The organism is Streptomyces sp. B1I3 (assembly GCF_030816615.1).
Lineage (GTDB): Bacteria > Actinomycetota > Actinomycetes > Streptomycetales > Streptomycetaceae > Streptomyces.
The window spans coordinates 4196923-4210740 of sequence record NZ_JAUSYD010000001.1 but is presented as its reverse complement, the minus strand read 5'-3'; the positions used below and the strand labels follow the sequence as shown (position 1 = coordinate 4210740).

At 70.8% G+C, this 13818-nt stretch carries 12 protein-coding genes and 2 pseudogenes; 6 read left to right on the top strand and 8 right to left on the bottom strand.

Annotated features, from left to right (window positions below; translation table 11 throughout):
- Positions 1 to 3: 3 nt before the first annotated feature.
- On the bottom strand, positions 4 to 1374 hold the full coding sequence (locus QFZ58_RS19375; protein ID WP_307126161.1) for an SGNH/GDSL hydrolase family protein: 1371 nt from the start codon (positions 1372 to 1374) through the stop codon (positions 4 to 6).
- A 363-nt stretch (positions 1375 to 1737) separates the two neighbouring features.
- On the opposite strand from QFZ58_RS19375, the pseudogene QFZ58_RS34495 reads away from it, so the two are divergent.
- From QFZ58_RS34495 to QFZ58_RS19365, 3 genes and pseudogenes are all read left to right on the top strand, one after another.
- Positions 1738 to 2811 (top strand): annotated as a pseudogene (locus QFZ58_RS34495) (ATP-binding cassette domain-containing protein); the annotation flags it as partial.
- A gap of 135 nt (positions 2812 to 2946) precedes the next feature.
- Positions 2947 to 3688 (top strand): annotated as a pseudogene (locus QFZ58_RS34490) (ATP-binding cassette domain-containing protein); the annotation flags it as partial.
- 280 nt (positions 3689 to 3968) lie between these two features.
- The gene (locus tag QFZ58_RS19365) at positions 3969 to 4697 is read left to right on the top strand and encodes a class E sortase (protein WP_307126159.1); all 729 of its coding nucleotides are present in this window, start codon (positions 3969 to 3971) and stop codon (positions 4695 to 4697) included.
- 106 nt (positions 4698 to 4803) lie between these two features.
- On the opposite strand, the gene QFZ58_RS19360 is transcribed toward QFZ58_RS19365, so the two are convergent.
- On the bottom strand, positions 4804 to 7221 hold the full coding sequence (locus QFZ58_RS19360; RefSeq protein WP_307126158.1) for a glycoside hydrolase family 65 protein: 2418 nt from the start codon (positions 7219 to 7221) through the stop codon (positions 4804 to 4806).
- Positions 7221 to 7982: an HAD family phosphatase gene (locus tag QFZ58_RS19355; RefSeq protein ID WP_307126157.1), complete on the bottom strand. Its 762-nt coding sequence runs from the start codon at positions 7980 to 7982 to the stop codon at positions 7221 to 7223. Before QFZ58_RS19355 ends, QFZ58_RS19360 begins: the two co-directional genes overlap by 1 nt.
- 133 nt (positions 7983 to 8115) lie before the next feature.
- Here QFZ58_RS19355 and QFZ58_RS19350 point away from each other — a divergent pair, with 133 nt between their 5' ends.
- Positions 8116 to 8331, top strand: coding sequence for a hypothetical protein (locus tag QFZ58_RS19350; protein ID WP_307126156.1), 216 nt, complete (start codon positions 8116 to 8118; stop codon positions 8329 to 8331).
- Positions 8332 to 8708: 377 nt separating this feature from the next.
- Here QFZ58_RS19350 and QFZ58_RS19345 read toward each other — a convergent pair whose 3' ends face one another.
- Both QFZ58_RS19345 and QFZ58_RS19340 read right to left on the bottom strand, forming a co-directional pair.
- A complete protein-coding gene (locus QFZ58_RS19345; protein WP_307126155.1) occupies positions 8709 to 8900 on the bottom strand; it encodes a hypothetical protein in 192 nt (63 codons plus the stop codon).
- Between the two features lie 100 nt (positions 8901 to 9000).
- Positions 9001 to 9825 carry a transglycosylase family protein gene (locus QFZ58_RS19340; RefSeq protein WP_307126154.1) on the bottom strand — a complete coding sequence of 275 codons (825 nt, stop codon included), beginning with the start codon at positions 9823 to 9825 and terminating at the stop codon, positions 9001 to 9003.
- 125 nt (positions 9826 to 9950) lie between these two features.
- On the opposite strand from QFZ58_RS19340, the gene QFZ58_RS19335 reads away from it, so the two are divergent.
- Positions 9951 to 10316, top strand: a complete 366-nt coding sequence (locus tag QFZ58_RS19335; protein WP_307126153.1) for a PH domain-containing protein — start codon at positions 9951 to 9953, stop codon at positions 10314 to 10316.
- 28 nt (positions 10317 to 10344) lie between these two features.
- Here QFZ58_RS19335 and QFZ58_RS19330 read toward each other — a convergent pair whose 3' ends face one another.
- Together QFZ58_RS19330 and QFZ58_RS19325 are read right to left on the bottom strand one after the other, a co-directional pair.
- Entirely contained in the window at positions 10345 to 11079 is a 735-nt protein-coding gene (locus tag QFZ58_RS19330; protein WP_307126152.1) for a peptidoglycan recognition protein, read from the bottom strand.
- Positions 11080 to 11221: 142 nt separating this feature from the next.
- The gene (locus QFZ58_RS19325) at positions 11222 to 11869 is read right to left on the bottom strand and encodes a ScbR family autoregulator-binding transcription factor (RefSeq protein ID WP_307126151.1); all 648 of its coding nucleotides are present in this window, start codon (positions 11867 to 11869) and stop codon (positions 11222 to 11224) included.
- A gap of 88 nt (positions 11870 to 11957) precedes the next feature.
- Between QFZ58_RS19325 and QFZ58_RS19320 the strand changes: the two genes are divergently transcribed.
- Positions 11958 to 12890 (top strand): ScbA/BarX family gamma-butyrolactone biosynthesis protein, encoded by a 933-nt coding sequence (locus QFZ58_RS19320; RefSeq protein ID WP_307126150.1) that lies wholly within the window; start codon positions 11958 to 11960, stop codon positions 12888 to 12890.
- Between the two features lie 24 nt (positions 12891 to 12914).
- Here QFZ58_RS19320 and QFZ58_RS19315 read toward each other — a convergent pair whose 3' ends face one another.
- A complete protein-coding gene (locus QFZ58_RS19315) occupies positions 12915 to 13679 on the bottom strand; it encodes an SDR family oxidoreductase (RefSeq protein ID WP_307126149.1) in 765 nt (254 codons plus the stop codon).
- Positions 13680 to 13818: the final 139 nt, after the last annotated feature.

Sequence of the window (13818 nt, the reverse complement as noted above, 5' to 3'; positions counted from 1 at the left end):
GTCTCAGCGCAGGAGGTGGAGGGGAACGGCCCCGGCCATCGCCTCGGCCCCGGCGTCGTTGGGGTGGAGGTGGTCGCCGCTGTCATAGCGCGCCAGGAGGATTTCCGGGTCGGCCGGATCACGGAGGGCCTTGTCGAAGTCGATCACTCCGTCGTACTCCCCGCCGGTGCGGATCCAGCGGTTGACGGCCTGTCGTGCGGCCTCGTTCCCCGGGCTGTAGAAGCCCAGCGTGTCGTTCTTGAACGGCAGGATCGTCCCGCCGTACACCTTCAGGCCGCGGTCGTGCGCGCGGGCGATGATCTGGCGGTGGGCGTCGATGAGTTCCGCCGCCGTGACCCGCTCCGACTCCGGTGCCACCGTCCCTGGGTGGCCCAGGTCGTTGACGCCGAGGAGCACGATGAGGTGCTCCGCACCCGGCTGGGAGGCGACGTCACGGTCGAAGCGGCGCAGAGCGCTCTGACCGAAGTACACCGCGTAGTTCACGGCGTCGGATCCGGCCGGCGGATTCGGGTCGTGCAGCAGGCGATTGCCGCTGATGCCCTGGTTGAGTACGCCGACCCCGTACGGGCCACGGGCCGCGCGCAGTCGTCCGGCGAGGAAGTCGGGCCAGCGGTGGTCGGCGTCCACGTCGGTGCCGGAGCCGTCCGTGATGGAGTCGCCGAACGCGACGACGGCCGAGGAGCCCTCGCGCCGGGCCGTGCCGACGCTCACGCCGGTGAGGAAGTACCAGCGGTCGACGGTCGCGGTCGGTGCGATGTCGGTCCGCGCGGTGACGTTGCCGGAGGCCACGAAGTTGTGCTGGAAGGCGAAGGCGTGAAGCGTCGAACCCGGTGTGTGCTCCGGCAGATGGATGCTGACCACGAGGTCGGACCCGGCGGGCACCCGAAGGGAGACCGGGTCGCTGAGCAGGGGTGCGCCGGCCGGGATCGTCACGGAGGCGCGCCCGCCGAAGGTGAGCGGCCGGTCGGTGCGCGGGTCGATGCGGGAGGCCGGTCCGGAGCCGGCCCGGCGGGCGACGTGGGCCTCACCGATGACCAGAGGGCCTGCGCCGAACTCGTTCGACAGGCGGATACGGATCCGGTCACCGCCGATGCTGGTCCGGACCGTCTGGCGGACGGTCTCGTCCTCGAAGGCGGTGGCGTCCGACGCGGGGGCGGCCGTGGGCGTGGTGGCCCAGGTCCCGGTCCATGCTTCGCGGTCGCCGGTCGTACGGTCCACGACGGTGTGGTGGGGCGTGCCGGCGGTGGGCCGGGCAGCCGCGGGCCGGGCCGAGGAAGTGGTCGGCGCCATGACCAAAAGCAGCGCTCCGGTCAGTACGGCGACCAGGTGGCGGCCCGTCCGTCGCATGCGTAACCCGGTGGTCGGTGCTGTCATACGAGTCTCCTGAAGGGATGGTGCCGACAGTTGTCCTGGGTGCCCGCCGTGCCCCGGCGAGGACGGGTCAGACGTGGTGCGCCGGCCTGCCGAAGCGCCTGCGGCCGGACCGGAGCGCAGGGACTGGGACCAACCGGCCGACGGCCCCGGTGGCCTCAGCGGCCTCAGCGGCCTCAGCGGTCTGGCTTCGGTTGCCACGGAAGGAGCTCAACGCCGGTTCCCCTCTGGGTGCGTCCCACATCGTCCGCTTCGAATGTTTCGGACCGTTCAGCGATCGGGCGACCAGACGGTAGGGGGCCGCCGAGGGCTGCGTCAAGAGGCACACGACCCCGCTCTGGAACGTTTCCGCAGCTCGGAGTCGGCATGGAGCAGATGAAGGCGCGACCGGGAGCGCCCGAGGGAACGCACAGGCGTCGGGCCACGTGGCCCGGCCCTTCTGCCGGCGCCTCTCAGGTCCTCGGAAAACGTCTCGTGCCACGTCTCGGGCAGCCAGGGCCGCACGGCCGTGACGGCCAGGCACCCCGCGTGCGAGTCGCAGAAATCCGGGCGCGGTGGCAGCGCCAGGTGTACGGTTTTCGAGTCCTGTCGTCTCCGATAGAGGTGGACGTTGCGCATCTGAGGTTCGCGATCATCGCGCGGTACGGCCCTTGCCGTAGCCCGTCACGCTCCCGTCGGCTTTTCTGCCGCCCCGTGACGCCCGCGTGGATGCGACCTCGGTGCATGAGCCGTCCCCCGCCCTCCGGAGGACCGCACCCCCCTTTGCCTTCCCGGCCGGGTCGCCGCGTGGTGTTCGCATACGAAGCCCCTGTTCACACGCTTGCGACTGCGAGGATCACCATGTCCCAGCCCTTCACGCCCACCGTTTCCCTCACCTGCTCCGCCCTCTCCTTCCGGTGGCCGGACGGCACGGAGGTCTTCGACGGGCTCTCGCTCGGCATCGGCCGGGGCCGCACCGGTCTCGTCGGGAACAACGGTTCGGGCAAGTCGACGCTGCTGCGCCTGCTGGCCGGACGGCTGCGGCCCTCCCAGGGGTCGGTCACGGTCGGCGGCACGCTCGCCTACCTGCCGCAGAACCTCACCCTGGACACGGACCTGAGCGTCGAGGCGGCCCTCGGCATCGGTGAGCGGCGAGCGGCGCTGCGCGCCATCGAGTCCGGAGACGTCTCCGAGAAGCACTTCGAGACCATCGGCGACGACTGGGACGTCGAGGAGCGCGCCCTGGCGACCCTCGGTGCACTCGGGCTCGGCGGCATCGGCCTGGACCGCACCGTCGGGCAGCTGTCGGGCGGAGAGACCGTCCTCCTGCGCCTGGCCGCCCTGCTGCTGGAGCGCCCCGACGTACTGCTGCTCGACGAGCCGACCAACAACCTCGACGTGTTCGCGCGCCGTCGCCTGTACGAGGCCGTCGAGTCCTGGCGTTCCGGTGTGCTCCTCGTGGTCAGCCACGACCGGGACCTGCTGGAACGGGTCGACCGGATCGCCGAGCTGCACACCGGTTCGGTGAGTTGGTACGGCGGTGGCTGGTCCGCCTACGAGAATGCGCTGGCGACCCAGCAGGAGGCCGCCGGACGCATGCTGCGGGCCGCCGAGTCGGACGTACGCCGCCAGAAGCGCGAGCTGGAGGAGGCCCAGGTCAAGGTGGCCCGCCGCCAGCGGCACAACAAGAAGATGGACGCCCAGCGGCGCGCCCCGCGGATCGTCGCGGGCGAGCACAAGCGTTCGTCCCAGGAGTCGGCGGGCAAGCTCCGCGGCCTGCACGAGGACCGGCTCAAGGAGGCACGGGAGCGGCTCGACGACGCGGCGGACGCGATCCGTGACGACGCCGAGATCCGGGTGGAGCTGCCCCACACCGCCGTACCCGCGGGCCGCTCCGTGCTGAGCGTACGGGGGCTGCGCCCCCGTTTCGGTCTGCTGCGTGACGGAGAGCTCGACGTCCGGGGTCCCGAACGCCTCGCGCTGATCGGCCGCAACGGCGCCGGCAAGACAACGCTGCTGCGCACCCTCACGGGTGAACTCGCACCGCTGTCCGGCGAGGCCAGGACGTTCGTACCGCTGCGCTTCCTGCCGCAGCGCCTGGACGTGCTGGACGAGGAGCTGAGCGTGGCGGCGAACGTGGCCCGCAGGGCGCCCGGGGTCACCGACAACCTGATCCGCTCCCAGCTCGCCCGCTTCCTGTTCAAGGGGGCGCGCGCCGAGCAGCCGGCCGGCACCCTCTCGGGCGGTGAGCGTTTCCGTGCCGCCCTCGCGGCGACGATGCTCGCCGCGCCCGCCCCGCAACTGCTGATGCTGGACGAGCCGACCAACAATCTGGACGTGGCCGGTGTCCGGCAGCTGACGAGCGCACTCAACGCCTACGAGGGCGCGCTCGTGATCGCCGGCCACGACCTGGCCTTCCTCGAGTCGGTCGGCATCACCCGCTGGCTGCTCGTCGGTGAGGAACTCACCGAGTCGAGCGCCGAGGAGGTGCGGGAGCTGCTCGACTCACCCGACGCGAGCGGGTGAGGGGCTGCCGGTGGTGTACTGGAAGGTGGCGGGCCGCGCGCCAGGGCCCGCGCCGGAAACCGACCGACCGGCTACTGATCCGGAACTCTCCTATGCACCGTGGAAGCGGAACCAGGAACGCAGTCCGGGCGCTCGCGGGCGGGGCCGCCGTCGTCGCCCTGGGAGCGGGTTGCTCGACGGCCTCGGCGACGGCCACGGACGTGGCGCCGGCCCCTGCCGTCAGCGCGGCGGCAGCACCGTCAGCCCCCGCGCCGTCCGCCCCGGCCACGTCGGCCCCGGCCCCCGCCCCGGCCGACAGAACCGATCCCCGTACCGGGACCGCCTCGCTCACCGTCCCGGCGATCGGCCTGACGGACCTGCGCGTGGTCCCGTACGAGGGGACGACCGACGACGGCCCGGGGACACGCGTCCAGGACCGGGGTGTGGCCGCAAGTCCGTACGGTGAGCACGGCGGCGTCGGGCCCGGAGAGGTAGGGAACTATCTCGTGACCGCCCACCGGCTCTCCGCAGGCGGCCCCCTCCGCGACCTGCCGTCGCTGGACAAGGGCGACTCGGTCCTCGTCACATCGGAAGGGACGGTGTACGAGTACCGGATCACCGGGACGCGGCAGACCTCCTTCCGGTCCGCGCGCTCCCTGGCCGAGCAGCGGGCGGAGGTACCGGGCGCGCCGGGCGAGGAGCCGACCCGGGCGATGATCACCCTGTCCACCTGCGCGACGCCCGAGGACGACGCGGCAGGCAATTTCTGGCGCGACGTCCACCACAACCCGGAGCACCGCATCGACAAGATCGGCGTCCTGGTCTCGTCCCGGCCGTCCTGAACCGGCCGGACAGGCGGCGCGGGCAGGACGCGCGGCGCGGGCGGGACGCGCGGCGCGGGCGGGACGCGCGGCGCGGGCGGGACGCGCAGCCGCGTCGGGGGCCGCGTCAGGAAGGAAGGTCCAGCCACTGCGTCGTAGCGGTGGGGACCACGTACGTCCGGCCGTCGAGCACGACCCGCACCCCCGGCTTGCCGTTGTCCGGGACGGTGACCCTGACGCGCTCGGCGCGCAGGCGCAGGTCCACGTCCCAGTGGCGGCGGAAACGCAGGCGCATCCCGAACTTGGAGAGCTGGGGCAGGGTGGCCGGGGAGAGCCAGAGTGCGTCGTCGCGTGTCTCGAGCCCTGTCATCCCTCGCTGTACGAAGTCGAGCGTGCCGGCCATCGCTCCCAGGTGGATGCCCTCCTCCGTCGTACCGCCCTGGACGTCGGCGACGTCACTGATGAGCGCCTCCTCGCAGTACGCCCACGCGTCGGCGTGCCGCGCCCTGGCCAGCACCCAGGCGTGGACGAGGGAGCTGAGGGTGGAGCCGTGGCTCGTGCGCGCCAGGTAGTAGTCGGTCGTGGCCCGCCAGGTGTCGTCGTCGAGATCGTGGCCGAGCTGCCGGAACAGGGAGGCGAGCTCCTGCGGCGAGAAGAGATAGCCCAGCATGAGGACGTCCGCCTGCTTGGACGCCTGGTACCGGTTGACGGTGTCGCCCTCCGCCTCCAGGATGCGGTCCAGCCGCCGGATGTTGCCGTACCGGTCCCGGAGACCGGCCCAGTCGAGCTCGGCAAGGTCGCCGTAACCCGCGAACTGGCTGATGACGCCCCGGTGGTAGGGCACGTGCAGCCGGTGGGAGATGTCCTCCCACCGGGACAGCTCGGCGGGGTCGAGCCGGATCTCCTCCAGCAGCTGCCTGCACCTGCTTCCGGGCAGGGTGCGGCAGAGCTCGCCCGCCCGTGCCAGCACCCACGCCGCCGTCACGTTGGTGTACGTGTTGTCGTCGAGCCCCACGGCATCGGAGTCCGGGTAGCCGTCGTGGTATTCGTCGGGCCCCATGACATGCAGGATCCGGTACCGCTCCAGGGCCGGGTCCCAGGTGGCGCTGCCGGCCCAGAACCGGGCGATCTGCAGCAGCATCTCGGCGCCCTTGGAGTACAGGTACTCCGTGTCACCGGTGGCCTGGCAGTACTGCCACACGTTGTAGGCGATCGCCGAACCGACGTGGTGCTGCAGCCGTGACCGGTCGGGCAGCCAGCGGCCGGAGCGCGGGTTGAGGTGGAATTCCTGGGTCTCCTCGCGTCCCTCGTCGGCGCTCTGCCACGGATACATGGCGCCTGTCCTGCCCGCCTCCTGCGCCGCCCGGCAGGCAGCCGGCAGCCTGCGGTGGCGGTAGTCGAGCAATCCCCGGGAGACCTCCGGGAGATGCAGGTTCAGGAACGGCAGGACGAACAGCTCGTCCCAGAACACGTGCCCCCGGTACGCCTCTCCGTGCAGTCCCCTGGCCGGTACGCCGACGTCGAGTTCCGCCGTGTGCGGGGAGAGCGTCTGCAGCACGTGGAACAGGTGCAGACGCAGAATGCGGCCCTGCTCACCGGGCACCTCCAGTTTGGCCTGCTGCCACAGATCCGCCCAGGCCCGCCGGTGCGAGGCCAGGAGCCGGCTGTACGCCGGGGCGCGGCGCACCGCGGACACGGCGGCCCGCAGCGGGCTGCCGATCGCGGGGTCGCGGGAGGTGTACAGCGCGACCGTCTTGTCGACGGCGATCGTGACGTCCGGTCCCATGGGCAGCCGGAGTGTCTGCTGGACCGCACGGGCCAGCTGCCGGGGCTCAGCCCGGTAGCGGCCGCCGTTCCGCTTCGGAAGGGCGGCGGCCACGGTACGGGCGGCCAGCACCACGCCGATGTCCGATTCGACCGTGCGGCACCGCAGCCACACCGCGGAGCCGGGTTCGATACCGGTCTCCCAACCGGTCAGGTGCCGGTTCGCCAGCTCCCGGTAGCGTGCGACACCGCGGTTGCGGACGTCACCGTCGATCCCCGACTCGACCTCCAGCTCCCCCTCCCAGCCCTCGGCCGTGAACGTCGTGTGCAGCGCGGCAAGGTGCGGGTCGCCCATGTGCACAAGGCGGCTCTGCTCCACCGTCAGGCGCCTGCCCGCCCCGTCCACGTACACGGACCGGCGGGTCAGCGTGCCGCCGCGCAGGTCGAGCGACTGGTGGTGGGAGACGAGGGAGGGGTCGTCGGGTGAGAGCCACGGGCCGGGCCGGTCGACGCCCGCAGGGTGGAGCCGGTAGCGGAGCGGCAGCCAGTCCGGGAGGTTGACCATGTCCTCGTTCTCGACCTGCCGCCCCTGGACGGAGGAGATCAGCCGGTTGTAGCAGCCCGCCACGTACGTCCCCGGATAGTGGAAATCACCCGCAGAGGTCTCGGGCGCGGCGCCCCGGGTGGCGAAGTAGCCGTTGCCCAAGGTGCACAACGCCTCTCGCAGGCGCTCCTTCTGCGGGTCGTATCCCTCGTAGGACCAGGTCCACGCCCGCGCCATCAGTCCTCCTCCGCCATCAGCAGGTCGCCCGGATCGAGCACCACCAGGTCGGCACCGTGACGGCGCAGGCCGGCCGCACCCTCGGGGCTGCTCGTCCGGTCGACCCCGACGACCAGGCCGAAGCCGCCGCGCCGGCCCGCCTCCACCCCGGCGAGCGCGTCCTCCACCACGGCGGTGTCCTCGGCCGAGGGCCCGAGCCGGCGCGCCGCCTCCACGAACAGCGCGGGATCCGGCTTGCCGGGCAGCCCCAGCCGGCGCGCCTCGTTGCCGTCGACCACGGCCCCGAACAGGTCCAGCAGACCGGCCCCTGCGAGCAACTCGGTCGCGTGCCGGGAGGCGGACGCGGCGGCGCACGGAATCCGTTCGTCGCGCAACACCCGCAGGAGGCGCACGGTCCCAGGCCAGACCGCGACCGGGTGGGCGCGCAGGCTCTCCGTGAACACCGCGTCCTTGCGTGCGGCCACCGCCCATACGGTCGTTGTACCGGGTGGGTCGTCCGGGCTTCCTTCGGGGAGATCGATCCCCCGCGAGGCGAGGAAGGCGACCGCCCCGTCCCTGCGTGCCTTTCCGTCCACGTGGCGCCGGTAGTCCTCCGCCTCGTCGAAGGGCCGCTGCCCCGCGTGGGTCGCCAGGCAGGCGTCGAACGCCTGTTTCCAGGCTGCGGCATGTACGGGTGCGGAGTCGGTGATCACACCGTCCGTGTCGAAGACGACGGCGTGTACGGATCGCAGGGCTGCGGCCAACGACGGCGCGGCTGCCATGACCGGGTCGTCCCTTCGTCGAGGCGTTCCCCCGTTCCATGGCACCAGGTATCTGCTGCGGGCGCCCCTTGTCACCAAGGGGTAAAAAATGGCAAAAGTTTCGGTTCGTCGGTATCGGAACTACCGTGAAGGTATGGCCAGAACCGAGCTACGACAGAAACGGCAGGCCGATCACGCGTGTCCGGTCTGCAAGCGCCCGGTCGCGACCGTACTGGCGCGGCACAAGACCCTCGGCATCTTCGTCCCGCACTGGGGCCCCGGCCCGTGCCGGAATCCTGAGTGCCCCGACTATGCCGCGGAGACCGAAGGCCGGACGGAGAACACCGACCGCAGAGTGACCGCAGAGTGACCGCGGAGCGGTAGTCCGGCGTGTCCGGCGCTGTTGCAGGACCCAGCGCGCTTTCCCGGGCACCGCAGCGGAACCGGCCCGCTGTCTGTACGAGGCCCCGACCATCATGGGCTGCCGGCGCACGTGGCCCGGCCCGATGGCGTCGACCTCGCCACGGGTCACACCGCCCAGCCTGCCAGGAAGGTCATCGAGGCGCTGCTCACGCTCGTGGAGGGCCACCGCGATGACGTCGGCGTCATCGCTGCCGGCCGCACCCGATGGTCGCGACGCGGATGCTCCATGAACGCCGGCTACGGTGTCGCCTCGTCCATCACGGTCCGCCATGGTGCGGACTCCGGTTACGAGTGCGGAAAGGGCACACTCGACGCTCTCCACGGTCATGTCGACTCCCTTTCGCTGAACGCCTCGTCGGGCAAAGCCGTTCCGCTCGTCGGGCAACGCCGTTCCGCCCCTAAGGCCGGACGGTTCGGATGGATCGGGTTGATCAGCTGGATCGGGTTCATCAGGTGCATCGGGTGGATCAGGCACATCGGATCGGGTTCATCAGGTGCATCGGGTGGATCAGGCACATCGGATCGGGTGGATCAGGTACATCGGGTGGATCGGGTGATTCGCCGATTCACGAGACGGTCGTGCACCGGTCCGCTCAGTAGGTCCGCGTGCGCGGACTCAGGCGGTCAGGGTGAGGCGCTGCCCGGGGTAGATGACGTGCGGTCCCTCGTCGAGGATCGCGCGGTTCAGCTCGTACAGCGTGCGCCAGCCTCCCTGCACATCGGCACGGGCGGCGATCGCGGAGAGGCAGTCGCCCGGCTCCACGACGTAGGTGTGCCGGCCGACGAGCTCGGAGGAGTCGGCGGAGTCGGTTGCCCCAGCCGCTGCGGAAGCCTGGTCCGAAGCACTGCCGGCGCCACTGTCCGTGCCGCTGTCCCTACCGCTGCTTCCGGCGCTGCCGGCCGTGTCGCTGCGCGCCGTGCCGTTGCTCGTCGTACCGCTCTGCGTGTTGTTCGAACTGTGGCTCGACTTGCGATCCGGGGCCACCGCGGTGCCACTTCCCGAGGACGAGCTGCCGTTCGCTCCGAGGCGTCCGCAGGTGGGCCATGCGGAGAGACCCTGGCCTCGGGCCACACGTTCACCGACGGCGATCTGCTCGGACCGGGTTGCGAGGTCGGCGCGGGGCGCGTACCGCTCGCCGCCGTAGGCCCTCCACGTGGAGGGGGCGAACTGCAGGCCGCCGTGGTAACCGTTGCCGGTGTTGGTGTTCCAGCGGCCGCTGCTCTCGCATGCGGCGATGCGGTCCCAGTCGGTACCGGCGACGACGGTCGGCGCGATGACGACCTGGGCGGGTACTGCCTGAGCGGGTACTGCCTGAGCGGGTACTGCCTGCGCCGGGGCGTCGGCGGCGCTGCGGCCTGCGAGGCCCAGCACGCTCAGGAGGACCAGCAGAAGGGCGAGCGCCGATTCGACGGGCCGCGTGGCGAGGGGTGATGCCGGCATGACGGTAGTCCTCCGCTGTGCTCCGAAAGATGTGCAAGGGCAGGAACAGATAAGCCGCCGATAAGCTGCTTATTGGACTTCGACGCGCTCGCCGTCCGCACATTCACTCGGGTGGAGGCTTTCCTATGGCACTGTTCGGCAACGCTCACACCGTCGATCCGGCCGCGGCTCAGCGTGACTACGCGCGGCTGCTCGGCCAGGGCGAACAGGTGCACGCCGCGTACCAGCTGATCCGCGACACCATCCTCTTCACCGACCGCCGGCTCGTCCTTGTCGACAAGCAGGGGATCACCGGCAAGAAAGTGGAGTACCACTCCGTCCCGTACCGCAGCATCACGCACTTCGCGGTCGAGACGGCCGGGACGTTCGACCTGGACGCCGAACTGAAGATCTGGGTCTCCGGCAGTGCCACCCCGATCCAGAAGACCTTCACCAAGGGCGTCGACATCTACGAAGTACAGGCGATCCTGACCCAGTTCGTCGCACGGTAGACCGCGTGGGCGCGGGCCGCGCGACGGGTCAGGGCCGCGCGGCCCGCAGCCTGGCCATCTCGGCCCGCACGGCCGGGAGCCGGGCGTACAACGCCTTCCCGGGACAGGCGGTCCGATACGTGTCGCGATGGCCCGACACGACGTGGAGGTGGACCACCTCGCCCCGCCGGTAGAGGCTCTCGTCGTTCGTCGAGACCATGCGCACGGTGCCCCGGGGGTCGATGTCGCGGCGCAGTTTCCACGCGCCCACCTTCGCGATCCCCTCGATGAGTGCCTTCGGGACCGGCACCCCGGGGCCGAACGTGCCCAAGGCCGCGACCCCCACACTGTGTGCGTTGAACCCGGTGGCGTGGGCGCCGCGGACGGAGCGTCCGATCCCGCCCGCCCTGCCCTCGTATATGGTCCCGCAGCGGTCGACGACGAAGTTGTAACCGATGTCGTCCCACCCCTCGCCCCTGACGTGCTGCGCCTCCATCGCCCGGAGCATCTTCGGGGCATCGGCGCAGTCGTACCCGTTGGTGTGTCCGGTGTGGTGAACGAAGACGACCTTCACCACCCCCGTGTAGGTCGCCTCGTCCTTGACCAGGCCCTCGTCCGCGTGCCAGGAGGCCCGGCTGATGATCGGGGGACGCGGCGCCCCGCTCTGCGCCTCGGGCTTCGCGGTGGCCGCATCGGGGGCGACCAGCCGCACCGGCGCATCCCGGAACACCAGGAGGGTCAGCGGCACAACCATGGCGCCCAGGGCTGTTCGGCGAAGCCACATAGGGCCACCATGCCCTCTGACCAGCCACGACGCAGGCGCGGGCACCCATTCGAGTGGCGTGGGGCCATCGTGTCAGGACGGGCAGGACGAACGACGGGCGGACACACAGGGCGGAGAGAACGGGTCAGGACGGGAGGACGGGTCAGGACGCGGCGGCCGCTGTCCTGTTCTGCTCGATGATGCGTTCGGCTCGGTGCGGAGAGGTGTCCAGGCGGGCCAGCACGCCAGGCACGGTGGTGTTGGGCAGGATGAGCTCGAAGAGGGCCGAGATCTCGGTGACGAGATCCAGCGGCTCGGCCATCGACTCCGTCACCAGCTGGACCCCGGTCCAGGCGCCGACCAGGAGGCGCGACGTGGCGACCGGGTCGACGTGCGGAAGCAGCTCGCCCCGCTCCTTGGCCTCGGTGAGGAGATCGGCCCCTATCACGATCCAGTCCGGCCAGCGGGTGCCGAAGAGGCTGCGCGCCCGTGGGTCGACCGACAGTCGTATCGAGGCGCTGAGCAGGGGTTCTCTGGGGAGCCGGTAGGCCAGCAGGAGGGCCATGTCCACCCACTCCTGCAACTTGAACGTCTGCGGGGTGACCCCGTCCGCGGTCACCGCCTCCTGGAGGACACCGCGGGCGAGCTCCTCCTTCGACGTGAAGTGGAAGTAGAGCGCACCCCTCGTCAGACCGGCCCGATCAAGGATCGCGGCGATCGTGGCGGCGTCGTAACCGTGCTCGTCGAAGACCTCTGCTGCGGCTTCCAGGAAGATTCTGCGCGTGCGGATCGCCCGTTGCTGTCGTGCCAACTCGCGCTCCCCTTGGCCTCGGATTGACGCTTTCAAAAAATACCGGTGAACCGGTACCGTATCAGCGCCACACTGCCCATTTTGCGTCATGTCCGGGGGGACCGTGCCCGACGTACCCGATTTCCCGCAGACACCGCACGTCGGGGCAGGGGGTGCGGGCAGCGTCCCCAAGGAATATGTCCACCTCAGACGCGCCGACGCGGTTCTCATCACCGGCTGGGACCGCCTGAAAGATGGCGAGTTCTCACTCACCGCCCACTGGCCGGCGCCCCCGGACGGACTGCCGTACGACCCCCGGGTACTCGTACAGACAATCCGGCAGAGCGGTCTGGCCATAGCGCACGCAGAGTACGGGGTCCCGCTTTCCCATCACACCCTTCTCGACTCCTTCGACTTCACCGTCACTCCCGGTTTCCGGACGCCCGTCTCCACCGAACCCTGCCCGCTCACCGTGATGATCTCCCTCGCCGAGCCGAAGAAACGCGGCCGGGCCGTGAGTTCCCTCGGTATGGACATCCGCGTCTTCCACGACGACTCCATGGTGGCCCGGGCGGACTGCCAGTTCGGGTGGATATCCCCGGCCGCCTATCGCCGGCTGCGCGGCGATCACCTCGCGGCCGGGTGGAACACATGGCCGCTCCCCGAGCCGGTCGCTCCCCGTACGGTCGGCCGCGCCACGGGCGCCGATGTGGTGCTGGCCCCCGGCGACCGGCCACGCCACTGGCAGTTGCGCAACGACGTGGACAACGTCCTGCTGTTCGACCACCCCGTCGACCACGTCCCCGGACTCGTCCTGATGGAAGCCGCTTACCAGGCGGCGTACGCGGCCCTGTATCCCACGCCCCTCGAGGCGACCACGATCGCCACCACCTTCCGGCGGTACACCGAATTCGACCGTCCCTGCTGGATCGAGGCGGAGGTCGTGCCCGCCGCCGCCCCCGGCGAGACCTCGGTACTGGTCACAGGGACGCAGGACGGGAACACGGTGTTCCAGGGACGCCTGAGCGGCCCGCACGGCTGAGGGCGGCGGCGCGGCGGCGCCGGCTCACTGATTGACGAAGCCGCCGTCCACCGGCAGGACCGTACCCGTGAGGAACGGGCAGCGGTCGCTGAGCAGCCAGGCGGCGGCTGCCGCTATTTCCTCCGGCTCTGCCGTGCGGCCCTGGGGTGTCATGCCGTTGACCATGTCCTCCAGTCCCGGATTGCGGCCGAACCAGTCGGCGGTGATCTCACTGCGCGTGGTGCCCGGAGCCACGGCGTTGACCCTGATGCCCTGCTTCGCGTATTCGTCCGCGGCGGCTCGGGTGAGGCCGACCACCGCATGCTTGGCCGCTATATAAGGAGCGGCGGCGGGTATCGCCACCAGCCCGCCCACACTGCTGGTGTTCACGATGGAGCCGCCCGCGCCGCTCGACAGCATGGCCGCTATCTCGTGCCGGAGGCAGTTCCACACGCCCCGCACGTTCGCGTCCATGACCGCGTCGTAGACGTCATCTCCCATGAGGTGCAACGGAGTACGGTCACCGCCGAGCCCCGCGTTGTTGAAGGCGGAGTCGAGCCGCCCGTAGGTGTCCACCGTGAACTCGACTGCCCGGGCCGCATCTTCGGCCACCGTGACGTCACAGACGACATGAGATGCTTCCGCCCCCTTGTCCCGCAGTTCACCCACCAGCGCGGCCAAGCGGTCCTCTCTTCGCGCGGCGAGGACCACCGTCGCGCCTTCCTGGGAGAACACGCGTGCCGCTGACGCGCCGATACCACTGCTCGCCCCGGTGATCAGGACGACTTTGCCGTTCAGAAGATCGCTCATGGACGCAGTCTCGCAGGCATGCCCGGCAGTGACCACGCCTGTGGAAAACGCCTGTGGACAACGCTGCCCGCAGCCGCCGGCTCCTGGGTCCCGCGCGGTCGCGGGGCCGGCAGGCCTCACCACCCCCGGCGCGCCCGGA